The following is a 22605-nucleotide window of genomic DNA, read 5'->3' as shown; positions in this document are numbered from 1 at the left end:
CCAAAGAGTGAACGAAGGCTACGGTCTGTGACATTGCTTAAGTAAAACATAACGCCGCGTTGCGTTATGGTCACGAGCCCATTGGCTTTGATGACTGCGGTCACAGTCATCGCCTAGGTTCCGGCCATCCCTCAGGAGAGGGTGATGGAGCGGTGCGCGGAGATCTCGCGTAGCCGGGAGCAGGGATATAGGAGGGACATCACGTGCGTAAGCACTCTGTGAAGTCCGCAGCGATCGTCGGCGCCTCGCTGCTTGTTCTTGCAGCCTGTGGCTCGAACAAGACCGAGGGCGGCGGCACCACCGGGGGCAGCTGCGACACGTCGAAGGGCACTCTGACCGTCGGTGTTGTCGCCCCGTTGTCCGGGAACCTGTCCGCTCTCGGCGTCGGCATCAAGCAGTCCGCCGAGCTCGCCGTGGACGAGGCGAACAAGAAGTGCACGGTCCCGGGCTTCAAGCTGACCGTGTCCGCCCAGGACGACGAGGCCAACCCCGCCAAGGGTGCCCAGGCCGCCACGAAGCTGTCGACCGACCCGAACGTCGTGGGTGTCGTCGGCACGCTGAACTCGTCGGTCGCCCAGACCGTGCAGCCGATCCTGCGGGACAAGAAGATCCCCCAGGTGTCGCCCGCCAACACGAACCCGTCGCTGACCAGGGGCAATGACTTCCTGACGGCCCCGAAGCGTCAGTTCGACAACTACTTCCGCGTCTGCACCACCGACGACCTGCAGGGCCCGTACGCGGCCAACTACCTCGTCGAGAAGGCCGGCAAGAAGAAGATCGCCATCATCACCGACGGCAAGACCTACGGTGAGGGCCTCGCGGCGGAGCTGCAGAAGCAGGTCACCAAGAAGGGTGGCACGATCGTCGGCTCCGAGAAGGTCGGCGAGAAGGACACCGACTTCTCCGGCGTCATCGCCAAGATCAAGGCCCTCAGCCCGGAGGCCGTCTACTACGGCGGTGAGTACCCGGTCGCCGGCCCGCTGTCCAAGCAGATGAAGGACGCCGGTCTCGACGTTCCGCTGATGGGCGGCGACGGCATCTTCGACGGCAAGTACATCGAGCTCGGCGGCAAGGAGGGCGACCTCGCCACCTCCGTCGGTGCCCCGACCGAGTCCCTGGCCACGGCCAAGGCCTTCGTCGACGCGTACAAGGCGAAGTTCGGCAAGGAGGACTACGCCGCCTACGGTGCGTTCTCCTACGACGCCGCGAACGCGATCATCGGTGCCCTCGGCAAGACCCTCGAGGGTGGCGCTGCGTGGGACGAGTCGAAGCGTGACGCCATGCTGACCAACGTCGGTGCCTACTCCGGTTCCGGTGCCACTGGTGAGGTCAAGTTCGACCAGTACGGCGACAGCACGAACAAGGTGCTGACCGTCTACCAGGTCACCTCGGCCAAGTGGAAGGACGTTCAGACCGGCACCTTCACCGGCTGACGACTACCGAAAAACTGATTGAGCCACGGCGGGGGCGGGCGTTCTTTGCTCGCCCCCGCCGTCTACGGAGGTAGTCGTGTCAGTCCTGCTCCAACAGCTGGCCAACGGGGTCATTCAGGGTGCGTTGATCGCCCTGATCGCCCTCGGGTACACGATGGTGTACGGCATCATCCAGCTGATCAACTTCGCCCACGGCGAGGTTTTCATGGTGGCCTCGTACGGAGGCCTTGCCACGTTCACGCTTCTTCCTGACGACCTCAAGAAGTCGCCTGCCGTGGCCCTGCCGCTCATGTTCGTCGGCGGCATCGTGGTGGCGGTCGTCGTCGCCGTGATCATGGAACGGTTCGCCTACCGGCCGCTGCGCAACGCGCCCCGGCTGGCGCCGCTCATCACAGCGCTCGGCGTGTCCGTGTTCCTGCAGGAGGCCGTGCGCGTCTTCTACCCGAACGCCAAGTCCAACCTGCCCTACCCGAAGGTCTTCCCCGAGGGCAACCTCACGATCGGCTCGGTCAACATCTCGTGGACCGGTGTGCTGCTCGTCGTGCTCTCGGTCGGCCTCGCCGTCATCCTGCAGACCTACATCAACCGCTCCCGCATGGGACGCGCGATGCGGGCGACCGCGCAGGACCCCGACACCGCGAAGCTCATGGGTGTCAACCCCGACCGCGTGATCGTGCTGACGTTCATCATCGGCGCCGTCCTCGCCGGTGTCGCGGGCATCATGTTCGGCGGCTACCTGAACAACATCAACATCGACATGGGCTTCCAGAACGGCATCTTCGCCTTCACGGCGGCCGTCCTGGGCGGCGTCGGCAGCATCCGCGGCGCGGTCATCGGCGCGTTCATCATCGGTCTGATCAAGACCGTTGCCGGTCAGTACATGCCGGGCGGCACCCAGTACGACTACGTGTGGATCTTCGTTGTGCTGATCCTCGTGCTCGTCTTCCGCCCGCAGGGTCTGTTCGGTGAGCCGGAAAGGGTGCGCGCATGAGTACGGTCGACACTTCTGCGAAGCGTTCCGCGCTCGCACCCCTCGGCAAGCCGTTCGCGGCCGCCGGCGGCGTCCTCGGCATCGTCGCGGCGTTGCTGCCGTGGGTCACGTTCGGTCTCAACGACGGCAACTGGCCGGACAAGTCGACGCTGCAGTTCTTCGACGCCCCGTTCCTCGTCACCGGGTTCCGCTGGCACGTCCTGCTGCTGGGCGTCCTCATCCTGGTCGCCGCGTTCGCACCGGTTCCGTCCAAGGGCCGCGTCGTCCGGGCGCTCGGCTGGGGCCTCACCCTCGTGTCGTTCATCAACGCCGCGTACATCACGGTCAAGGGCGGTGGCCTCGGTGCCATCACGGCCCTCGACGGTGCCACCGCGTTCGGTGGCGTCGTCGGCCTCGTCGCCGGTGTGCTGACGATCCTCGCGGGCTACGGCATCGGCATCGAGCCGGTGGGCGAGTGGAAGTTCAAGGTCTCCACCCCGGTCGCGTACCTGGTGCTGCTGCTGTCGTTCGGTGCGGTGCTCTACGCCGTCGCCGCGATGCTGACCACCGGTGGCGTCGGTTCCGCCAACCCGTACGCGGGCGCGATCTTCCTGTCGTTCCTCGGGTTCGCCGCCGGTGTGCTCGGCGCGCTCAGCGGTATCGGTTACATCCGCTGGCTCTCGGCGCTGTCCGAGAAGCACCGCGTGTTCAGCGTGATCGTGCTGGCGGCGTGCGCGCTGCTGCTGCCGTTCACCGAGGCGGGCAACGAGTACTGGATGACCGTCGCGGCGAACATCGGCATCTACGCCGCCACCGCGATCGGCCTGAACATCGTCGTCGGCCTCGCGGGTCTGCTCGACCTCGGGTACGTGGCGTTCATGGGTATCGGTGCCCTCGTGGCAGCGAACTTCTCCGGTGCCGCCACCGCGTACTTCGGCTTCGACCTGCCGTTCCCCGTCGCCGCCGTGATCGCGGCCGTCGTGGCCGGCATCTTCGGCGCGATCGTCGGTTCGCCGACGCTGCGGGTCCGCGGTGACTACCTGGCGATCGTGACGCTGGCGTTCGGTGAGATCTTCACCCGCTCCGCGCAGAACGACATCGGTGGCTTCACCAACGGCTCCAACGCCATCCCGGGCATCCCGGCGCTGTCGTTGTTCGGGGCGGAGTTCAACAAGTCGTTCACGATCGGCGCGGTGAAGCTGCCCGCCGGTGTCCTCTACTACATCCTCATCGTGCTGCTCGTCGCGGCGACGATGGCGGTGTTCGCGAACCTCAAGTTCAGCCGCATCGGCCGTGCGTGGATCGCGATCCGCGAGGACGAGGACGCTGCCCGCGCGATGGGCATCCGCACCGGCAAGATGAAGATCCTCGCGTTCCTCATCGGTGCCATGCTCGCGGGTCTCGCGGGCGCGGTGTTCGCGCACAAGAACGGCACCGTCTCGTACGAGTCGTTCAAGTTCCTCGAGTCGGTCACGCTGCTCGCGGCGGTCATCCTCGGCGGCATGGGCTCGATCCCCGGTGCCGTTCTCGGTGCCGCGCTGCTGTTCGTGCTGCCCGAGAAGCTCCGCGACTTCGAGGACTACCGCCTCATGATCTTCGGCCTCGCGCTGATCCTGATCATGCGGTTCCGCCCGGTGGGGCTGATCCCCGATGCGCACAGGCGCGCTGAGATGGTCGAGCGCGCTGATGAGAACGCCGAAGAGGCGCATGTGGAGGCGAAGAAGGCATGAGCACGCCTGTACTGGAAGCGCGTGACGTCTCGATGGTCTTCGGTGGCCTCAAGGCGTTGAAGGGCGTCACACTGACGCTCGAAGAAGGCAAGATCGTCGGCCTGATCGGTCCGAACGGCGCGGGGAAGACGACGTTCTTCAACTGCCTGACGGGCCTGTACACGCCGACCACGGGTGAGGTGCTGCTCAAGGGCAACGTCCTGCCCGGCGACCCGGCGAAGGTGACGGACGCGGGCGTGGCCCGCACGTTCCAGAACATCCGCCTGTTCCCCAGCATGACCGTGCTGGAGAACGTCATGGTCGGCCGCCACGTGCGGATGAAGCAGGGCCCCCTGGCCTCGCTGTTCCACGGCCCGGCCTACCAGCGCGGCGAGAAGGCGGCCCGCGAGCGGTCGCGGGAGCTGCTCGCGTTCGTCGGCCTGAACGGCGTCGAGGACGAGCTCTCGCGCAACCTGCCGTACGGCGACCAGCGCCGTCTGGAGATCGCGCGCGCGTTGGCGACGGACCCGGCGGTGCTGCTGCTGGACGAGCCCACCGCGGGTATGAACCCGCAGGAGACGGAAGCGACGCAGCAGCTGATCTTCCGCATCCGCGACACGGGTGTGTCCGTCGTGGTCATCGAGCACGACATCAAGTTCATCTTCGGGCTGTGCGACTCGGTCTCCGTGCTCGTGCAGGGCGAACTGCTCGTCGAGGGCAGCCCCGAGGTCGTGCGGGCGGATCCGCGGGTGGTCGAGGCCTACCTCGGCAAGCCGCCGGAGGAAGTCCAGCACGACGTCGAGGCCGCTGCTGCAGCTGAGGAGGAGCAGGCATGACCGCGCTGCTCGAAGTCCGCAACCTCTCGGTCGCCTACGGCGCCATCGAGGCCGTCCGCGACATCTCGTTCACCGTCGAGGCCGGCCAGATCGTGTCGCTGATCGGCTCGAACGGTGCGGGCAAGACCACCACCCTGCGCACCATCTCGGGTCTGCTGCGGCCGAAGTCCGGCGAGATCCTGTTCCAGGGCAAGCCGATCCACAGCGAGCCGGCGCACGCGATCCTGGGCATGGGCATCTCGCACTCGCCGGAAGGCCGGCGTCTCTTCCCGCGGATGACCGTGGAGGAGAACCTGCAGCTCGGTGCCTACGTCCGCAAGGACGACGGCGTGCAGGCCGACATGCAGCGCGTGTACGACCTCTTCCCCGTGCTGGGGGAGCGGCGGCACAACAAGGCCGGGCTCTTCTCCGGTGGTGAGCAGCAGATGCTGGCCATCGGCCGCGCGATGATGTCCAAGCCCCGCCTGCTGATGCTCGACGAGCCCTCGATGGGTCTCTCGCCGATCATGACGCAGCGGATCTTCGACACCATCAAGGAGCTGCAGTCGCTGGGCACCACCATCCTTCTGGTGGAGCAGAACGCTCTGGCTGCGCTGGCGTTGTCGGACCACGGTTACGTGATCGACCTCGGCAAGACCACTTTGGACGGTCCGGGGCACTCGCTCCTGGCCGACCAGCGGGTGCGCGACGCGTACCTGGGTGAGGCTCACTGAGGTTCGGCTTGTGGAGCGGGGCGGAGGGACTTTCCCTCCGCCCCGCTTTCGTTCTACGAGCGGTCGAAGCCGGCCAGGATCCGGGGTAAGGCCAGCTTGGCGGCCCTGCCGTGGTTCACGTCCGCGCCCAGGTCGACGAGCGTGCTGCGGGCGTGGTGCCGCTTCAGGCGCTGGTCGCAGTAGGCGGAGGTCTCGAGCAGCGTGTCGCGGTCGCCCGCCGAGGAGTAGATCGTCACCGGGACCGCGGGACGCCAGTCGCAGTAGCCGTCGGCCTCGCGGAGCTTCGCGCGCAGGACGCCCGTGGGGTGCTTGACGCGCTCCAGGTAGGACTCGGTCAGCAGTTCGGCCATGGTCGCCGGCAGGTGCCGGAAGATGTCCTCGTTGCGGTGGTCGCCGTCGAAGAGCGCCTCGACCGAGGGGTCGCGGAAGGCCTCGGCGGGGTCGTCGTAGAGGTGGTGCAGGCGGTTCCAGGCCACGGTCCAGTACGCCATGTACGCCACGCCGTTGGAGATCTCGTCGTTCGTCGCCCTGGCCACGAGGAGGCTCGGCTTGAACGGGCCGCCGATGGGGGCGAGGGCGCCCACCTCCAGGCGCGGGTCGGCGCCGCGGTGCAGGGCCTGGCCCAGCGCCATGGCCGCGTGGCCGCCCTGCGAGTGACCGGTGATCATGACGCGCGGGTCGGGACGGAGACCTCGGCGGGCGGCGAACTCACGAGCCGCGCGCAAGGCGTCCACCGAGGCGGTGACGGTCGACGGGGCGTCGACGTACGGGTGGTGGCCGGGGCCGGTGCCCAGGCCCAGGTAGTCCGGAGCCGTGGTGAGGTAGCTGGCCGCGGCGAACAGGTAGGTGGCGGCTCTGTCGTTGCCGTCCGCCACCGAGGCCGCGGAGCCCCGGTAGCCGGTGGTGCCGTGCAGCCAGGTGGCCTGCCGGGGCGTTCGGTCCCCGTTGCGCGGCAAGGCGATCAGCGCGCTCGCCGTCGTCGGTTTCCCGAAGGCGTCGACGGTGCGGTAGGTGATGCGCTTCGCGTCCACGGCGAAGCGGACGCGCGAGGCGTCCAAGGCGTGGTCCCCCAGGTATGTGACCAGCTGGTTGGTGTCCATGGTGGACACCGGGACGACGTCGAGGAGGCTGCCGCGGGCCGGGCGGGCGGAGGCGGCGGCCGGGACCGAGGCCGCGACCACCGCGCCGCACAGGACTGCTGCTGTCAGTCGAGTCGTGAGGGTCATGCGGCCAACGATGTCGTGCTGATCTTGGTCGCACACTGGGGCTGACCGCAGAACAGGGGTGTGGTTCACCCCGGTACTAGGCGCCGGGAGGCTTCGGGCGGATGAGGCACGTGAGGCGGGCGGTGCAGGTGCGCTTGCCCTCGTCGTCGGTCACGACGATCTCGTACGTCGTCGTGCTGCGGCCCAGGTGGATCGGGCGCGCCACGCCGGTGACGGTGCCCTCGCGCGCCGCTCGATGATGGGTGCAGGACAGCTCGAGCCCGACGGCGATGCAGTCGAACTGGGAGGCGTGCATCGCGGACGCGACGGAGCCGAGCTGTTCGGCGAGGACCGCGTTCGCGCCGCCGTGCAGCAGGCCGAACGGCTGCCGGTTGCCCTTGACCGGCATCGTGCCGATCATCTCCTGCACATCCCATTGGGTGATTTCGATGCCCATGCGGACGTGCAGTTGCTCGTCGGCGAACTCGATAGGCAGGTCGGGGGTCACACGTGCTCCAAGGGCTCAAGCAAAACTGTCAGACCCCCACCCTAGACTCGGGCCCGTGACTACCTCAGACGTGAAGCGGCTCCTGCTCATCGACGGTCACTCGATGGCCTACCGAGCGTTCTACGCCCTGCCCGCCGAGAACTTCGTGACGAAGACGGGCCAGGTCACGAACGCCGTGTACGGGTTCACGTCCATGTTGATCAACATCCTGCGGGACGAGAAGCCGACGCACGTCGCGGTGGCGTTCGACGTGTCGCGCAAGACGTTCCGCTCCGAGCAGTACCCCGAGTACAAGGCCGGTCGCTCCAAGACGCCGGACGAGTTCCGCAGCCAGGTCTCCCTGATCCAGGACGTGCTGGCCACGCTCCGCATCCCCACCATGGAGAAGGAGAACTACGAGGCGGACGACATCATCGCGACGCTGACCACGCAGGCCGTGGCGCAGGGCGTCGAGGTGGAGATCGTCACCGGCGACCGGGACGCGTTCCAGCTGGTCAACGACAAGGTCACGGTGCTGTACCCGGTCAAGGGCGTCTCGGAGATGGGCCGCTTCACCCCGGCCTACGTCGAGGAGAAGCACGGCGTGCGCCCGGAGCAGTACGCGGACTACGCGGCGGTGCGCGGCGACTCCTCGGACAACCTGCCGAACACCCCCGGCGTCGGCCCGAAGACGATCATCAAGCTGCTCAACCAGTTCGGCGGCCTCAACGAGCTCGTCGACCGCATCGACGAGGTGCCGGGCAAGGTCGGCGAGGCGCTGCGCGGCAACCTGGCGAACATCATCATGAACCGCCAGCTCACCGAGCTGATCAAGGACGTCGAGCTGCCGTACACGATCGACGGCCTCGAGGTGCAGCAGTGGGACCGCGACGCGGTGCACCGCCTGTTCGACGAGCTGGAGTTCCGCGTCCTGCGCGACCGTCTGTTCCAGACGCTGACGACCGCCGAGCCCGAGGCCGAGGAGGGCTTCGAGGTCTCCGGCGGCGCGATCCCCGCGGGCACGCTCGCGAAGTGGCTCGACCAGAACGCGCGCAAGACGCGGGTCGGCGTCGCGCTGCGCATCACCACCGACCTGGAGGGCGTCGCGCTGTGCACCGCCACCGGTGAGGGCGGGTACGTCGCCGTCGAGGAGCTGAACGAGGCCGACGAGCAGGCGCTCGCCGCGTGGCTGGCCGACGAGTCGGTGTCCAAGGCCGGCCACGACCTGAAGCTGCCGTTGCGGCGCGTGCGCGCCCGCGGGTGGAAGCTGCGCGGCCTGTCCTCCGACACGGCGCTGGCCGCCTACCTGGTGCGTCCCGGCCAGCGTTCGTTCGCCCTCGACGACCTGGCGCTGCGCTACCTCAAGCGCGAGCTGCGGGCCGAGGAGTCCGGGGACGGTCAGCTGTCGCTGCTGTCCGACGAGTCCGAGGAGGCGCAGAAGGTCGCCACCAGCACGATCCTGCGCGCGCGTGCCGTCGCCGAGCTCGCCGACCGCCTGGACGAGGAGCTCGTGACCATCGGCGGCGCCGACCTGCTCGCGAACCTCGAACTGCCGCTGATGAACGTGCTCGACGAGGTGGAGGCGGTCGGCATCGCGATCGACGTCGACCACCTCTCTGAGCTGGAGGCGCACTTCGCGGCCGGTGTGAAGCAGGCGGCGCAGGACGCGTACTCGGTCATCGGCAAGGAGATCAACCTCGGCAGCCCGAAGCAGCTGCAGACGGTCCTCTTCGACGAGCTGAACATGCCGAAGACGAAGAAGACCAAGACCGGCTACACCACGGACGCGGACGCGCTGCAGAACCTGTTCGAGCAGACCGAGCACCCGTTCCTGCAGCATCTGCTCTCGCACCGCGACGTCACCCGCCTGAAGTCCACTGTGGACGGATTGCTGAAGTCGGTGGCCGACGACGGCCGCATCCACACGACGTTCCACCAGACGATCGCCGCCACCGGCCGGCTGTCCTCGACGGACCCGAACCTGCAGAACATCCCGATCCGCACGGACGAGGGCCGCCGCATCCGCCAGGCGTTCGTCGTCGGCCAGGGCTACGCGGAGCTGATGACCGCGGACTACAGCCAGATCGAGATGCGGATCATGGCGACGTTGTCTGGCGACGAGGGCCTGATCGCGGCGTTCAACAGCGGCGAGGACCTGCACACCTACGTGGCCTCGCAGGCGTTCTCGATCCCCACCGCCGAGGTGACGGGGGAGATGCGCCGCCGCATCAAGGCGATGTCGTACGGCCTCGCGTACGGCCTGTCGGTGTTCGGTCTGTCGCAGCAGCTGCGCATCCCGACCGAAGAGGCCCGCGAGCAGATGGAGGCGTACTTCTCCCGTTTCGGCGGCGTGCGCGACTACCTCAACGAGATCGTGGAGAAGGCCCGCAAGGACGGCTACACCGAGACGGTGCTCGGCCGCCGCCGCTACCTGCCGGACCTGACGTCGGACAACCGCCAGCGTCGCGAGATGGCCGAGCGCATGGCCCTCAACGCGCCGATCCAGGGCAGCGCCGCGGACATCATCAAGGTGGCCATGCTGGGCGTCTACCGCGCCCTGGAGTCGTCCGGCCTGCGCTCGCGGATGCTGCTGCAGGTCCACGACGAACTGGTGCTGGAGGTCGCCGAGGGCGAGCGCGAGGCCGTCGAGGCCCTCGTGCGCGACCAGATGGGCAACGCCTACCAGCTCGAGGTGCCGCTGGAGGTCTCGGTCGGCGTGGGTCATTCCTGGGACGACGCCGCCCACTAGGCCCACAACGCGAATCAGCCCGTCCGAGCCGAGTGCTCGGGCGGGCTGTTGCGGTGAAGACCGAAATCATCTCCCCCATGTGGTTTCTGCTGTCCACGATCGGGTCGTGAGGAGAAGCGCAGCCGATCACGGCGCTGGCCGTGCAGCTGAAAGCACTGGGCAACGACGTCGAGGTCGTCGCGCCGCCGGACTTCGAAGAACTCGTCACCGGCAACGACATCGCCTTCACACCGGTCGGTCCGATCCTGCGCAATGCCACGGCCATCAGCACCACACCCGACGACCTGCGCAGGCTGGCCGAGGAGTCGGTCAGGGAACAGTTCCGGGTCGTCACGAAGGCAGCCGCCGAGCCGAACGTCCTGGTGGCGGGCGGAGCGCTGCAGCACGCGACCCGTTCCGTGGCAGAGAGCGTCGGCGCGCACTACGTGTACGCGAGCTTCTGCGCGAACACACTGCCCTCACCGCACCACGCGCCGCCCGCGATGCTGGGCCGGGTTCCGGTGAACGGAACACCCGAGGAGAACCTCGTGCAGTGGGACCAGCACCGCCACTACTTCACGAGTTCGCGCGACGCCCTCAACGCCGAGCTGGGCCTCGACCCGGTCGACGCGGCAAACGCGTTGTCCTGCAACAAGGCTGGGCAAACCTGAAGCTCACCGACGCCCAGGACCGCATCGTGATCGACGAGGTGAACCAGCAGGCGCTGTTCCGCCGCACAGCCGCGATCGTGCACCACGGAGACGCGGGCACCACCACGACGGCCGCGGCGGCGGGCAGGCCGCAGACCCCAACTCTCCGAGCAGGCAGCCAAGATCGCGGAGCAGGTGCGTACGGACGGTGCGAGAGCTGCGGCGGAACGGCTGATGGCGCTCTAATTCGCCAGATGCAGGCGGTGGCCGCGTGGTATGTCAACGGCATGAAGATCCTCGCCGTGGTGCTGCTGCTGCTCCTCGCCGTCTCCGCCTGCACGGCCACCCAGCAGGGCGAGCCGAAGAAGGAAGCGTGGCTCACGGGCAAGCTGACCTTCCGCAAGGTCGAGAGCGTCACGCCGATGTCCGCCCCGTCGTCCGCCCTGTCGTCCGGTCGCCCCACGCCCCAGAACGAGGCCGGCGACCAGGCCGTCCAGACGGCGCGGGCCACCCGGCAGAGCAAGGACGCCACCATCCGCAAGCAGGTGCTCAGCACGTTGGACTGCGCCGCCCCGGACCCGCTCGTCGGCAACGACGACGAGGCCGCGCCGCTGGTGACCTGCGACTCCGGCGAGGCCAAGTACGACCTCGGCCCGGTCTTCCTCGACGGCGACCGCGTGGTCAAGGCCAAGGCCAGTCCCAGCGAGTACGGCAACGGGCACGTGGTGACGGTCGAGTTCGACGACCAGGGCGCACGCACCTGGAGCGACTTCACGACCGCCAACGTGGGGAACCAGGTCGCGATGCTGATCAACGGACGGGTGCTCAGCGCCCCCAGCATCGAGTCGCCGATCACCGGTGGCACCACGCAGATCACCGGCCAGTTCACCGCGGACCAGGCCGATCAGCTCGCGAGGCAACTGGTCGGCCGATGATCCAGGACTACGACTAGCGCAGACTCCGCCGAACGCCGTGCGGTGCCTTCACCGAACGGGACGGCCCACTCGTTCGTCACCGTCACGGCACGTACGTGACGATCCACCACGCCGACGCCATCACGGGTGATTTGAAGGCGTTGGTCGCACGCCAGACAACCATTGCGGCGGAACGGATCGAGCCCGCCGAGTGGCGGATCCACCAGCACCTCGCCGAGCACCTGACCGACGCGGGGTTCACCGAGGACGAGCCCACCCACGTCATGATCGCCGAACGCGATCGCGCGCTGTCGACGCACGAACTGCCGGAAAGCACTCGGCATGACCGGCGCGCACGCCGACTTCGGCCCGTTGCCGCAGGTCATGGCGCCGAATCGGACGCGAGCCCAGCTGTACCTGCTCGCCGAGGGAACCGGCGAGGTGCGTGATCTGCTGGCACGGAACGGGTTCAGCGAGCTGACGGCGATCCGCACGTTCCGCTGGGCTCCGGAGGCAGAGCCGCGCACGACGCGGCCGATCCGGCCGATCGGTGCCGTCGAGTACCAGGATCTGCTGGACCGTTTCCAGCAGAAGTTCGACGTCGAACCAGAGGACTCGTTGTGCGCCGGCCTCCTCGCCGAGGTGAGCGAGCAACTGGACGCGCTGATACCCCGCCTTCGCACCGGCGGCGAGAAAAACTGAACCGGGCGAGCTGAGACGACGTGTGGTGGGTGTCCGCAGTGAGGGGTGACCCGCAATGTCGTACCAGGTTGGGCTCGATCTCGGATCCGCAGGCACCACCGTCGCCACCAGCAGTGGCGTCACGACCAGCAGCCGCCGTCAGCAGGCGCAGGCCAGGGAAATCGCGTACGTACTCGACGATCTCGCGCATCGGCACGGGGAGCCGCCGAGCCGCGTTGCGATGACGCATCCGCTGTGCTGGCCGCACGAGCATCTCGAGCAGCTGCGCCAGGACCTCATCAACGAAGGGCGCGCGGACGTGTTGTTCGTGCCCGCGCCGCATGCCGCCGCCATCGCGTTCGACGCCGACGCGCAGATGCCCGAGCACAGCACGGTGGCGGTGTTCGACTTCGGTGCCACCGGATGCGATGTCACGGTGCTGCGCAAGCAGGGCGTGCTGTTGCTGGCCGGGCAGCCGGAACGGGTCGAGGTCGGCGGCTTCGACCTGGACGAGCTGGTGGCGGAGCACGTGATCGCGAAGATCGGCACGCACAGCCGGGAGCTCGTGCGGAGCTGCGTCGAGGCGAAGGAACTGCTCGGCAGCTATCCGGAGGTGCGGATTCCTTATGTCGCAACGAATGGCGAGGTGCGCGAGGTCAGGTTGAGCAGGCTGGAGTTCGAGGCGGTCATCCGGCCGTCGGTCGAGATGGCGATCGACGCGCTGGAACGCGGGGCGGGCGGTGCGGGGTTGTGCCTGCCCGACGTCATCCTGCTCGTGGGCGGGTCGTCGCGGATTCCCCTGGTGGCAAGGGAGATCACGGAACGGCTGCACATTCCGGTGATGAGGGCTCCGGACGGTGCGGCCGCGACGGGTGCCTACCTCGAAGCCAGGCAGCTGGAACCCGAACCCGCCGAGCAGGCCACCGTCGAGGTGCCCCTGCCGCGTCAGGAAGACCAGGAGAAGCGGATCCCGACCACGCCGTTCATCGCGGCGGGGCTGCTCGTGCTCGTTCTCGGAGGAGGGTGGTTCGCGCACGACGCGATGAACCAGCCACAGGTGAGGATGGAGAACACCAGCGTGCAGCTCGAACCGCCGGGAACGGCCGAGTTGCCCCGCATCAGCGAGCCAGGGCGCTGATCTCCCGCACCGTCCGGTCGATCTCCTCCGGTGTGTTGAGGATCGACGTGCCGACTCGCGCGTACGGGATCCGGTAGGACGCCGTGGTGATCTGGATCTGCTTGCGCGCCAGCAGTTCCACGACCTCGGGGCCGGTGTGGCCGGTGACGTCGAAGCACACCATGCCCGCGGACGTCGCCGGGTCGCGTGGTGTGTGCACGACGACGCCGGGGATCTCGGCCAGCCCGTCGGAGAACCGCCCGGACAGCTCGGCGATGCGGGACGCCACGCGGTCGCGGCCGAGGCGTTGGTGGAACCGCACCGCCGCCTGCACTCCGAAGTACTGCTCGAAGGCGTGGAAGCCGCCGGGGCCGAGCAACGCGGTCTCGCTGCGGTCGCTCAGGCTCGGCAGCATCGGCACGATCTCGCCGCGCACCTCGGGATTCACCCACACCATGCCGGTGCCACGCGGCCCGAACAGCCACTTGTGGGTGCCGGCGACGAACACGTCCGCACCCATGCGCGCCGCATCGTCGTGCACGGCCGCCAGTCCGTGCACGCCGTCTACGACGAGGAGACAGCGGTCTTCCTGTTTGCGGCCTTTGTTCGCCTCGGCCACGACCTGCGCGCAGGCTCGCACCGGCATGCGCAGGCCCGTGCTCGACTGCACCCACGTGATGCCGACGGCACGGGTCTGCGGCGTGATCGAGTTCCGCAGCCGGGTCGCGATCTCGTCCTCGGTGGCCTTCGCCGGGTTCTCGTAGAGCGTGCCGATCCTGACCCTCGCGCCCATCCGCCCCGCCGCGAGCCTGGCCGCCTGCTGGTGCCACGCGTGGTCCTGGTCGCTGAGCAGCACCTCCTGGTCCTGGCGCAGTTTCAGGCCGCCGTAGACGATCGAGAGCCCCATGGTCGTGTTGGGCACGAACGCGATGTCGTCCGCGGCGCCACCGACGTACTGCCCGAGCGCGATGGCGACCTCCTGCGCCTGCTCGGGCATCAGGTCGTGCGAGTTGGCGTCGAGTCTGCGCTTGAACTCCTCGACCGCGTCCCGCACCTCGCGCGGGTTCGACGCGAGGTAGAACAGCCCCAGGTTGGTCAGGCCCTGGTCCAGCCGGAACTCGCGGCGCACGGCGCCCCAGTCCACTCCCTGCGCGGCTGACGACGCGGTCGGTGCGACGGCGAGCAGCCCTGCCCCCACGAGGAAGTCACGACGTTCCATGCCTGCCATTGGACACCCGTTCCGGCGCGAACGGCAGGCCGGTGTGCAACGCCTTCGCGCCCACAGCGCACAGCTCGCCCAGCATGCTCACGCCGATGGAGAGTTGTGTCGGCGCGTGGTGGTCGAGCAGCATCGCGAAGCCGAAGCCGAAGCTCACGCCGATCGACGTCACCCACACGAGCAAGGTCCACGGCGTGTACCGCTGCCACAGGTGGCCGTCGCGCTCGAACAGCGTGATCGTCATCCCGCGGAACGCGCCGAACGCGAAACCCGCGGCGAGCGGGAGCAGGTAGACCAGGTGGAACTCGTCGACCGCGCGGATGCCGAAGAACAGCAGGAACGCGGGCGGCGCCAACAGGTCCCTGGCGTTGAGCGGTTCTCCTCTGAACCGGCGCACGAGCACGTACAGCACACCGGCCGTGATCAGCAGATATGTCATCGCTTCCCCCTAAGTAGCATGACCTTGCTACTTAAACTAGCAGGGCCATGCTACAAAAGGGAGGTGTCACCGAGAGTCGTGGATCCCGCCGCCCGCCGCCAAGCCGTCGCCGAGGCGGTGTTCCGCGTGGTCGTGCGTGACGGTGTCGAACAGGCCTCGCTGCGCAACGTGGCGGAGGAGGCGGGCCTCGCGATCGGTTCGATCCGCCACTACTTCGACAGCCACGACGACATGATCATCTTCGCCGTCGAGGCCCTCATCCACTCGACGGACCAGCGGGTCATCGCCCACGTGCAGGTCTTGCGGGACCGCACTGACCCGCGCCGGCCGGCCGAACGCGTGCTCTCCGAGGTGCTCCCGCTCGACGAGCGCCGCCGCGACGAAGCCGTGCTGTGGCTGGCCTTCGTCACCGCCGCGCGCACCCGGCCGTCGCTCGTGCCGCACGCCGAACGGCTCTACGACGGCCTTCGGATGCTCTGCCGCCGCGTGCTGACCGTGATGACCGAGGCCGGCACCGTCGCGGCCACGCACGACCTCGGCCTGGAGTCCGAACGGCTGGCGTCGTTGCTCAACGGCCTCACCGTCGACGGGGTGCTGCACCCGGACCGGATGACGCCGGAGCTCACGGTGTCGTTGCTGCGCAGGCACCTCGACTCGCTGCGGTAGCCTCCACGACCCACACCGGCAGCTCGGGCACGCCGTCGACGCCGGTCAGGATGATCACGTCCTGCTCGAACCGGGTGATCTCCCACCCGGCGCCGGTCAGCGCCGACCGCAGCTCCGCCTCGGTGACCGCGAACGGCCCGCCCTCGACCGCTAGCGACGTCAGGTTCAGCAACGCACCATCGGCCGCCACGTCCCGCAACGCCACCATGAGGCCGGGACGTTCGCCCGGCGGCAGGCAGTGGAACAACGCACTCGCCAGCACCGTGCCGAACTCACCCGTGAACGTGGAGCCGACGACCCACTCGACGCCTCCGCCTCGGCTGCGGGCGATCTCGATCGCGGTCGGCGCGATGTCGACACCTGTGACCTGATGCCCTTGCGAGGCAAGGAAGAGCGCGTTGTCGCCGGTGCCGCAGCCGGCGTCCAGCACGTGCCCGCGGAACCGGCCGGCGGCCTCCCACGCCACGACGACCGGTTGCGGCGCCCCGATGTCCCACGGCACCCCGTTGTTCGGCACGCCCTCGACCAGTTGCCCGCCGCGGTAGAAGCCTTCGAAATCAACCATGGGGTCAGCGTGGACAGCACGCCGAGAATCCGTCGCTCGTGGTTCACAATGTGGCGGAATCCGGCTCCAACTATCGTCGGCTCGGTGGAATCCATCGATCGGAAACTGGTCCACGCGCTGCAGATCGACGGGCGCGCGTCGTTCGCGAAGATCGCCGGTGTCCTCGGCGTCTCCGAATACACCGCCGCCCGCCGCTACCAACGGCTCAGGGAGCGCGGCATCAGGGTGCGGGGCGCGCTCAACCGGTTCCGCCTCGGCCACCACGCCTGGACGTTGCGACTGCGCTGCACCCCGGACGCCGGACCGGTGCTGGCCCAGGCCCTCGCCAAGCGCACCGACACGTTCTGGGTGCACCTGATGTCCGGCGGCACCGAGATCTCCTGCCTGCAACAGGTGGAGAGCGCCGACGAGTTGCTGCTCGACCGCCTTCCCAGGCGACTGGTCGACGTGAGCGCGCACAACATCCTGCGCGGCTTCGCATCGCCGGGAACGTGGCGTGGCATCGCGTGCCTCACCGAAGAAGAAGAGGCGGCGCTACGGCCGGAGTTCGCGTTGGAACCACCGACCGAACTCACACCTCTTGACGAGCAACTCCTCACCACTCTCGAAGCCGACGGCCGCGCGGGTTTCGCCGAACTCGCCGCCCGCGCCGGCACCTCCGAGTCGACCGCCCGCAGGCGTGTCGAGCACCTCAGGCGAACCGCGGTGCTGGAGCTGCAACTGGACGCCGATCCGGCCCAGTTCGGCTTCGCCATGCAGGCCAGGCTGTGGATGCGCGTCCAGCCGCGGCACCTCGCCGCGGCCGGAGCCGCCCTGGCCACCCACCCCGAGGTGTACTTCGCCGCCGCCACGACAGGTCCGGCGAACCTGGTCGCCAGCGTGACCTGTCGCGGCAGCGGCGATCTCTACCGGTACCAGACCGAGTGCGTCGGAGTCCTCGACGGAGTGGTGGAGCTGGAGACGGCTCCGGTCCTCCGCACCGTGAAACGTTCCTGACTAGGAGACGCGCGGGGCGTCGACGGCCCAGTACCAGTTGTTGCCGGCGTCGAAGAGGCGCCAGGAGACGCGCGCCGTGCGGGCGCCCGACGGGACGGTCACGGTCAGCGAGACCTGCTGGGCGAGGCCGTCCGAGTCGTGGGTGCGGACGACCTGCTCCGGGCCGCCGTCGAACGACACGCTGACCGTGCCGCGCTGCGTGCCCTCCTGAAGGTAGTGCGAGAAGTAGTCGAGCTTCACGCTCGGCTTGCCCGTCACGTCGTAGGCGGGCGAGGTCAGCGTCGAGTCGAACTTGCCACGCGCGGACGGCGAACCCTTGTCGTCCCACTCGTCGGGGTCGGCGACCGCGAAGACGCCACGTGCGCGCACGTTCGCCTCACGCGACTGAGAGGGTGCGGTGCGGGTCCAGAAGTCGTCGGTGGTGAACGACCAGCCCTGCCACTCCGCGACGCCCTGCGGCATCGACGAGGCGGTGGTCACGCTCCAGCCCGCCGGACCCTGGTGCGTCCAGCCGAGAACCGAGGCGGGCACACCGGTCTCGTCCTGCCGCGGCTTCAGCGTCACCGAGTCGAACGGGTCGACCGGCGCGGTGCCGAGCGCGTGGCCGTCGAGCGACGCCGGGACGTTGAGGTGCTGCAACGCGGACGCCGCCACGTCGACCAGCTTCGGTGCCACGGCGGGACGCGCCGGGCCCGTGGAGATCACGAACGTCATCCGCTCCTCGGGCGAGTCACCGCCGTGGCCTCCCGACGGCGTGTGGCCGTGGTCGGTGGTGATCATGATCAGCCAGTCCTCGGACGCGTACGACGGCCGCGACTCGATCGCCTTGACCAGACGGCCGATCTGCGCGTCGTTGGTGCGCATCGCCGTGGCGTACTGGGAGGAGTCGGCACCGCTGTTGTGGCCCGCGATGTCGATCTGGCCGAGGTAGACGAACGACGCGTCGGCGGCGTTGGTCCTCAGGTGCTGCTCGGCGTCGACGGTGATCTTCTCGTCCGAGCCGGTGTAGCCCGCCACGTCGCCGTCGAGCACGTACTTGCGGTCCTGGCCGCCGCGCAGGACCTGGTCGCTGATCGGCTTCCAGTCCACCGCCGCGTAGGTCGACAGGGCCGGGTTCGCGGTGTTCGCGCGCTCCAGCCAGCTCGGGTACGACGTGAGGGCGTTGCCGGCGAAGGAGTTGTCCTTGACCTTGTGCCTGTCCGGCCAGACACCGGTGAGAATCGTCGACCAACCTGGGCCGCTGGAGGTCTGGGCCATGCCCGACCCGTACAGCGCGCTGCGGGCGCCGTAGCCGCGGCTCAGCAGCGCCTTGACGTTGGGGTTGTCACCGCTGACCAGCTTGTCGTAGCGGGCTCCGTCGAGCCCGATCACGAGCACCTTCGGCGTCTTCGCCGGTGCCGCGACAGCGGCCGGGGTCACCAGCAGGAGGGGCAGCAGTACCGCAAGAGCAGCTCTTGTCGTGACAGGCAGACTCGCGGCCTGCAATCGTCTTCAGCAACGGTTGCGGTCCTGAGTTCACCTGAGCTTCGGCAGTTGTCAGTACAAGTTCACTGCTTGGCCACCTGCACGTCGCGCGCGGTCAGTTCGGCGGCGCACTCGGTGCACTCGACCTTCGCCCGCACGCCTCCGCCGCAGTCGCGGTGGTGCAGGTGGAACGACTCCTCTTCGTCCGGAGCCATCCACTTCTCGCCCCACGTCCGCAGTGCCATCAGCACGGGGTAGAGGTCGCGCCCCTTCTCCGTGAGGCGGTACTCGTGCCGTGTGCGGCCATCCTCGTGATAGGGCACGCGCTTGAGCACGTTCTCCTGCAGCAGCACGTTCAGGCGATCGGTCAGGACGCTTCGCGAGATGTCCATCGTCGCCTGGAAGTCCTCGAAGCGGCGGGTGCCCAGGAAGATCTGGCGGAGCAGCAGCAGCGTCCAGCGCTCGCCCAGCAACGCCGCGGGGCGGCTCAGCGTGCAGGGCATGCTCGCGAAACTCGAGTACGGCATGGACCAAGGATATCCCTTGCGTTCGATTTTCGAACTCAGCTACAGTTCGGATTCCGAACTCAGAGGGGTCGATCCTCATGCGCGTCACCGAGCTCAACCGCGACACCGCGCCGGAAGCTGTCGACGCGGTGTTCGAAGGACTGTCCGCGCGAAGCCGCTACCTGCGGTTCCACTCGCCAACGCCCCGGCTGACCGCGTCCGCGCGCCGGGTGCTGACCGACGTGGACGGCGAACGGCACGGGGCCGTGTGCGCGACGGTCGGCGGCGATCCGATCGGCATCGCGAGGGTCATCAAGACCGGCGAGTGCGGCGCGGAGATCGCGGTCGCCGTGATCGACCTGTGGCAGCGCCGCGGCGTCGGCCGTCTCCTGCTGGAGGAGCTGACGTCGATCGCAGCCCGGATGGGCGTCGCCGAACTGCACGGCAACGTCCTGCCCGACAACCGCGCGATGCTCGCCCTGGTGCGCAAGGTGCTCCCCGGCGTACGGCTGACCAGGGAGGTCGACACGATCGAACTGAGCTACCCGCTCGCCTGGGTCACCGCCGAGATCAGCGACGCCGACCTTGTAGAGAGTTTGCAGGGAATTTAGAGATCCGGTCCCGACCATGGCCGCGTGACCACCGCACGTGTCGCCGGCCGTCTGATCCGTCGTTCCGAGATCGTGGAGCGCGCGTGCTCGTGGCTGCGTGACTCGGTCCCGTACAGCCAGAAGAGATTCCACCAGAACGAGCACGGCATCTACCGCGCCGACTGCTCGGGCTTCGTGTCGATGGCGTGGGGGCTGCCCGGCAGACCGGAGGACCGGCACGGCGGGTACGACACCCCGGGCCTCGCCTTGGTGAGCGGCCTGATCCCCGCGCACGAACTGCGGGCGGGCGACGTCGTCATCCGCGCGGACGGCACGAACCTGACCCGGCACGTGGTGATCTTCGCGGCGTGGGCGGAGCCGGGACGGTACTGGGCCTACGAGCAGGCCGGTGGGTACAGCACGCGTCTGCGCGTTCTCGCCTATCCCTACGAGACCGCGGCAGAGCTCTACGTGCCGCGTCGGTATCTGAGCGTGCACGACGAAACGTGACGATCGTCCACACGGGTCACGTTCGGCCACCACTCGTTCACCGTTGACCGTCAAACGGCACCGACAAGCCATGAACGGCCGGAAGACAGGACGTTCGACCGGACCAAAACTTCACATCGTCTTGCTACGGTGACCGGCATGAGATCGTGGGGGATGTTGGCGGTCGCCGCGGCGGCCATCACGTTCGGTTCGACGCTGGCCATGCCCGACGTCGCGGTCGCCGCTGCCGAGGGCGGGGTGGTCTGCGGAACGTACGAGGCCAACTCCAAGATCACGCGCAGCGAGGTCCTGGCCCGCTCCCGGACGTGGATCAGCGCCCGTGTGCCCTACAGCCAGAGCGACTGCTTCGGCAACAAGTACGGCGCCTACCGCACCGACTGCTCCGGCTTCGTCTCGATGGCCTGGGGCCTGCGCATCTCCTACACCACGCACATCCTCGAGCAGGTCGCGCACCGCATCGACTGGGAGGACCTCCGTCCCGGCGACGCGCTCAACGACCGCGAGAACCACGTCGCGCTGTTCATCGGCTGGGCGGACGCGGCCAAGACGCGGCCCATCGTGCGCGAGCAGGCAGGGCCGGACGGCAGCAGGCCCGTGCAGCGCGTGTGGAGCGCCAGCACGGCTCGCAGGTACGTGCCCCTGCGCTACAACAACATCCTCGAAGCCGGTAGCGGTGGCAGCACAGCAGGCGAGACGCCGGTGACGGACAAGGTCGTCGCCAGCGCCGGCCCGCAGATCTCGAACACCGCCCAGCAGCAGCTCGAGATCTTCGCGCGCGCCACCGACGGCACGATCGTCACGAACTTCCACAAGACGAGCCGCTGGAACGGCTGGCAGCAGCTCGGTCCCGAGCTCTTCGCCGGCGACCCGGTCGCGCTGATGAACCCGCAGACGAAGATCGTCGAGGTGTTCGCGCGCGGCACGGACGACAAGATCTACCGCCGCGTCGACGGCAAGTGGCTCGCGCTCGGCGACACGGCCGTCGCGGGTGAGCCGACGCTGTTCTGGAACGACAAGACCAAGGCCGTCGAGGTCCTCGCCCGCGGCGCGGACGGCCTCCTGCTCCGCTTCACCGACAAGTGGGCGCCGGTCGGCGACCGCAAGATCGAGGGCAACCCGGCCGTCGCCGATAAGGACGTCTACGCGCGTTCCGCCGACGGCAAGCTCGTGAAGTGGGATGGCAGCGCCTGGGCGGACCAGGGCGACAAGAAGATCGTCAGCGACCCCAGCGTCGCCGTCGACCAGGTCTTCGTGCGCACCGAGTCCGGCAGTGTCGAGCAGTACGCGGCGGGCGTCTGGAAGTCGATGGGCGGCAAGGGCACCGGCGCGCCGTCGGCGGTCTTCAACTCCACGACCGGGTCCATCGACGTCGTGCAGCTCGGTGAGGGCGGCATCGTCGAGCACTCCCGCGCGACCGACAGCGGCTGGACCCCGTGGGCCAAGCTCGGCACCACCAAGGTCTCCGGGACGCCGACCGCGATGTACCACGCGCGGACGAAGACCGTCGAGGTCTTCGCCCGCACCGACGACGGCAAGCTGATCCGCCGCTTCTACAAGGAGAAGGCGGGCTGGAGCCAGTGGGCCCAGCTCAGCGACAAGTCCGTGTCCTGATCTGAACGAACGAACGGGGCGGCGACTCGGATGAGTCGCCGCCCCGTTTCGTCTCAACTCAGATCAGCACTCGACGAGCAGGCTCTTGATCGCCGCCTCGCCCTTCGTGTCGTCGTTGGCGACGAGCGCCGACTTGATCTCCTTCGCCGCGTCCTTGCACTTCTGCGAGCTCACCGCGTCGGCCTCGGCCTTCTTCTGCGCGGCCACCGCCCGGTCGGTGTCCTCCGCGCTGTTCTTGGCCTTCTTGGTGAGGTCCTCGATCTCGCGGTCCTTGCCCTCGACCTGCTTCGACAGGCCGGCGGAGCGGTCCTTCTCCTGGAAGAAGAGCACGCCGAACGCGGCGCCCGCGCCGAAGAGCAGCACGACGAACAACGACAACACGACGATGCCGGTCTTCTTCGGCTTCGGCGGCACGGGTGCCGGCGCGACGGGCTGCTGCTGCAGCGGCGGCGCGAACGCGGGAGGCGTGTACACCTCGAACTCCGGCCCGGCAGGCGCACTGTCCTGCTGCTGCACGGTGGTGTCCGCAGACTGCTGCGGATCGAAAACAGGATTGGTCATGATTTCCCCCAAGGAAGTCCCCCTGGGCCTATCAT

At 68.4% G+C, this 22605-nt stretch carries 23 protein-coding genes; 15 read left to right on the top strand and 8 right to left on the bottom strand.

Features of this window, described 5'->3' with window-relative positions; genetic code table 11:
- Positions 1–203 precede the first annotated feature (203 nt).
- The 5 genes from SK571_RS00865 (at position 204) to SK571_RS00845 (ending at position 5661) form a co-directional block, all read left to right on the top strand.
- Positions 204–1433 carry a branched-chain amino acid ABC transporter substrate-binding protein gene (locus SK571_RS00865; protein ID WP_319982094.1) on the top strand — a complete coding sequence of 410 codons (1230 nt, stop codon included), beginning with the start codon at positions 204–206 and terminating at the stop codon, positions 1431–1433.
- A 76-nt stretch (positions 1434–1509) separates the two neighbouring features.
- Entirely contained in the window at positions 1510–2424 is a 915-nt protein-coding gene (locus SK571_RS00860; protein WP_319982093.1) for a branched-chain amino acid ABC transporter permease, read from the top strand.
- Positions 2421–4133 carry a branched-chain amino acid ABC transporter permease gene (locus SK571_RS00855; protein ID WP_319982092.1) on the top strand — a complete coding sequence of 571 codons (1713 nt, stop codon included), beginning with the start codon at positions 2421–2423 and terminating at the stop codon, positions 4131–4133. Before SK571_RS00860 ends, SK571_RS00855 begins: the two co-directional genes overlap by 4 nt.
- Complete coding sequence (locus SK571_RS00850; RefSeq protein ID WP_266041734.1) at positions 4130–4948, top strand: ABC transporter ATP-binding protein; 819 nt, start codon at positions 4130–4132, stop codon at positions 4946–4948. The genes SK571_RS00855 and SK571_RS00850 overlap by 4 nt, the downstream gene beginning before the upstream one ends.
- On the top strand, positions 4945–5661 hold the full coding sequence (locus SK571_RS00845; RefSeq protein WP_266041735.1) for an ABC transporter ATP-binding protein: 717 nt from the start codon (positions 4945–4947) through the stop codon (positions 5659–5661). The genes SK571_RS00850 and SK571_RS00845 overlap by 4 nt, the downstream gene beginning before the upstream one ends.
- Positions 5662–5714: 53 nt before the next feature.
- Here the strand turns inward: SK571_RS00845 and SK571_RS00840 are convergent, their stop codons facing one another.
- Positions 5715–6887, bottom strand: a complete 1173-nt coding sequence (locus tag SK571_RS00840) for a lipase family protein (RefSeq protein ID WP_319982091.1) — start codon at positions 6885–6887, stop codon at positions 5715–5717.
- A 76-nt stretch (positions 6888–6963) separates the two neighbouring features.
- The gene (locus tag SK571_RS00835) at positions 6964–7323 is read right to left on the bottom strand and encodes a hotdog fold thioesterase (protein ID WP_266041867.1); all 360 of its coding nucleotides are present in this window, start codon (positions 7321–7323) and stop codon (positions 6964–6966) included.
- Positions 7324–7429: 106 nt separating this feature from the next.
- On the opposite strand from SK571_RS00835, the gene polA reads away from it, so the two are divergent.
- The 5 genes from polA (at position 7430) to SK571_RS00810 (ending at position 13464) form a co-directional block, all read left to right on the top strand.
- The gene (gene polA, locus SK571_RS00830; RefSeq protein ID WP_319982090.1) at positions 7430–10102 is read left to right on the top strand and encodes a DNA polymerase I; all 2673 of its coding nucleotides are present in this window, start codon (positions 7430–7432) and stop codon (positions 10100–10102) included.
- Between the two features lie 140 nt (positions 10103–10242).
- Positions 10243–10752 (top strand): hypothetical protein, encoded by a 510-nt coding sequence (locus tag SK571_RS00825; RefSeq protein WP_319982089.1) that lies wholly within the window; start codon positions 10243–10245, stop codon positions 10750–10752.
- A 26-nt stretch (positions 10753–10778) separates the two neighbouring features.
- Entirely contained in the window at positions 10779–11666 is an 888-nt protein-coding gene (locus SK571_RS00820) for a SecDF P1 head subdomain-containing protein (RefSeq protein ID WP_319982088.1), read from the top strand.
- 321 nt (positions 11667–11987) lie between these two features.
- Positions 11988–12347, top strand: coding sequence for a cyclin family protein (locus tag SK571_RS00815; RefSeq protein ID WP_319982087.1), 360 nt, complete (start codon positions 11988–11990; stop codon positions 12345–12347).
- 55 nt (positions 12348–12402) lie between these two features.
- Positions 12403–13464 (top strand): Hsp70 family protein, encoded by a 1062-nt coding sequence (locus tag SK571_RS00810; RefSeq protein ID WP_319982086.1) that lies wholly within the window; start codon positions 12403–12405, stop codon positions 13462–13464.
- Here the strand turns inward: SK571_RS00810 and SK571_RS00805 are convergent.
- On the bottom strand, positions 13445–14662 hold the full coding sequence (locus SK571_RS00805) for an aminotransferase class V-fold PLP-dependent enzyme (protein ID WP_319982085.1): 1218 nt from the start codon (positions 14660–14662) through the stop codon (positions 13445–13447). The genes SK571_RS00810 and SK571_RS00805 overlap by 20 nt on opposite strands.
- Positions 14649–15101, bottom strand: coding sequence for a DUF1453 domain-containing protein (locus tag SK571_RS00800; RefSeq protein WP_319982084.1), 453 nt, complete (start codon positions 15099–15101; stop codon positions 14649–14651). The genes SK571_RS00805 and SK571_RS00800 overlap by 14 nt, the downstream gene beginning before the upstream one ends.
- Positions 15102–15164: 63 nt before the next feature.
- Here SK571_RS00800 and SK571_RS00795 point away from each other — a divergent pair, with 63 nt between their 5' ends.
- Positions 15165–15767 (top strand): TetR/AcrR family transcriptional regulator, encoded by a 603-nt coding sequence (locus SK571_RS00795; RefSeq protein ID WP_319982083.1) that lies wholly within the window; start codon positions 15165–15167, stop codon positions 15765–15767.
- On the opposite strand, the gene SK571_RS00790 is transcribed toward SK571_RS00795, so the two are convergent.
- The gene (locus tag SK571_RS00790; RefSeq protein WP_319982082.1) at positions 15724–16332 is read right to left on the bottom strand and encodes a class I SAM-dependent DNA methyltransferase; all 609 of its coding nucleotides are present in this window, start codon (positions 16330–16332) and stop codon (positions 15724–15726) included. The genes SK571_RS00795 and SK571_RS00790 overlap by 44 nt on opposite strands.
- A gap of 84 nt (positions 16333–16416) precedes the next feature.
- On the opposite strand from SK571_RS00790, the gene SK571_RS00785 reads away from it, so the two are divergent.
- A complete protein-coding gene (locus tag SK571_RS00785; RefSeq protein ID WP_319982081.1) occupies positions 16417–17328 on the top strand; it encodes an Lrp/AsnC family transcriptional regulator in 912 nt (303 codons plus the stop codon).
- On the opposite strand, the gene SK571_RS00780 is transcribed toward SK571_RS00785, so the two are convergent.
- Positions 17329–18747: an alkaline phosphatase family protein gene (locus tag SK571_RS00780; RefSeq protein ID WP_319982080.1), complete on the bottom strand. Its 1419-nt coding sequence runs from the start codon at positions 18745–18747 to the stop codon at positions 17329–17331. It lies immediately after the preceding gene.
- 128 nt (positions 18748–18875) lie between these two features.
- Positions 18876–19319, bottom strand: a complete 444-nt coding sequence (locus tag SK571_RS00775) for a winged helix-turn-helix transcriptional regulator (protein WP_319982079.1) — start codon at positions 19317–19319, stop codon at positions 18876–18878.
- A gap of 77 nt (positions 19320–19396) precedes the next feature.
- Here SK571_RS00775 and SK571_RS00770 point away from each other — a divergent pair, with 77 nt between their 5' ends.
- From SK571_RS00770 to SK571_RS00760, 3 genes are all read left to right on the top strand, one after another.
- Positions 19397–19909, top strand: a complete 513-nt coding sequence (locus SK571_RS00770; protein WP_319982078.1) for a GNAT family N-acetyltransferase — start codon at positions 19397–19399, stop codon at positions 19907–19909.
- A 24-nt stretch (positions 19910–19933) separates the two neighbouring features.
- Positions 19934–20398, top strand: a complete 465-nt coding sequence (locus SK571_RS00765) for an NlpC/P60 family protein (RefSeq protein WP_319982077.1) — start codon at positions 19934–19936, stop codon at positions 20396–20398.
- A gap of 138 nt (positions 20399–20536) precedes the next feature.
- Complete coding sequence (locus SK571_RS00760) at positions 20537–22009, top strand: hypothetical protein (protein ID WP_319982076.1); 1473 nt, start codon at positions 20537–20539, stop codon at positions 22007–22009.
- A 63-nt stretch (positions 22010–22072) separates the two neighbouring features.
- Here SK571_RS00760 and SK571_RS00755 read toward each other — a convergent pair whose 3' ends face one another.
- Positions 22073–22570 carry a hypothetical protein gene (locus SK571_RS00755; RefSeq protein WP_319982075.1) on the bottom strand — a complete coding sequence of 166 codons (498 nt, stop codon included), beginning with the start codon at positions 22568–22570 and terminating at the stop codon, positions 22073–22075.
- Between the last annotated feature and the right edge of the window lie 35 nt (positions 22571–22605).

This window comes from Lentzea kristufekii (assembly GCF_033949925.1).
In the GTDB taxonomy this organism is placed as follows: domain Bacteria; phylum Actinomycetota; class Actinomycetes; order Mycobacteriales; family Pseudonocardiaceae; genus Lentzea; species Lentzea kristufekii.
The sequence above is the reverse complement of the archived record's forward strand: the minus strand, read 5'-3'. Positions and strand labels throughout refer to the sequence as shown.

What these genes read in the sequence shown, in the direction of transcription:
- SK571_RS00855 (WP_319982092.1), top strand. Translation starts at nt 2,421, where the DNA reads ATGAGTACGGTCGACACTTCTGCGAAGCGTTCCGCGCTCGCACCCCTC.
- SK571_RS00850 (WP_266041734.1), top strand. Translation starts at nt 4,130, where the DNA reads ATGAGCACGCCTGTACTGGAAGCGCGTGACGTCTCGATGGTCTTCGGT.
- SK571_RS00845 (WP_266041735.1), top strand. Translation starts at nt 4,945, where the DNA reads ATGACCGCGCTGCTCGAAGTCCGCAACCTCTCGGTCGCCTACGGCGCC.
- SK571_RS00840 (WP_319982091.1), bottom strand. Translation starts at nt 6,887, where the DNA reads ATGACCCTCACGACTCGACTGACAGCAGCAGTCCTGTGCGGCGCGGTG.
- SK571_RS00835 (WP_266041867.1), bottom strand. Translation starts at nt 7,323, where the DNA reads ATGGGCATCGAAATCACCCAATGGGATGTGCAGGAGATGATCGGCACG.
- SK571_RS00815 (WP_319982087.1), top strand. Translation starts at nt 11,988, where the DNA reads ATGACCGGCGCGCACGCCGACTTCGGCCCGTTGCCGCAGGTCATGGCG.
- SK571_RS00810 (WP_319982086.1), top strand. Translation starts at nt 12,403, where the DNA reads ATGTCGTACCAGGTTGGGCTCGATCTCGGATCCGCAGGCACCACCGTC.
- SK571_RS00805 (WP_319982085.1), bottom strand. Translation starts at nt 14,662, where the DNA reads ATGGAACGTCGTGACTTCCTCGTGGGGGCAGGGCTGCTCGCCGTCGCA.
- SK571_RS00800 (WP_319982084.1), bottom strand. Translation starts at nt 15,101, where the DNA reads ATGACATATCTGCTGATCACGGCCGGTGTGCTGTACGTGCTCGTGCGC.
- SK571_RS00790 (WP_319982082.1), bottom strand. Translation starts at nt 16,332, where the DNA reads ATGGTTGATTTCGAAGGCTTCTACCGCGGCGGGCAACTGGTCGAGGGC.
- SK571_RS00775 (WP_319982079.1), bottom strand. Translation starts at nt 19,319, where the DNA reads ATGCCGTACTCGAGTTTCGCGAGCATGCCCTGCACGCTGAGCCGCCCC.
- SK571_RS00770 (WP_319982078.1), top strand. Translation starts at nt 19,397, where the DNA reads ATGCGCGTCACCGAGCTCAACCGCGACACCGCGCCGGAAGCTGTCGAC.
- SK571_RS00760 (WP_319982076.1), top strand. Translation starts at nt 20,537, where the DNA reads ATGAGATCGTGGGGGATGTTGGCGGTCGCCGCGGCGGCCATCACGTTC.
- SK571_RS00755 (WP_319982075.1), bottom strand. Translation starts at nt 22,570, where the DNA reads ATGACCAATCCTGTTTTCGATCCGCAGCAGTCTGCGGACACCACCGTG.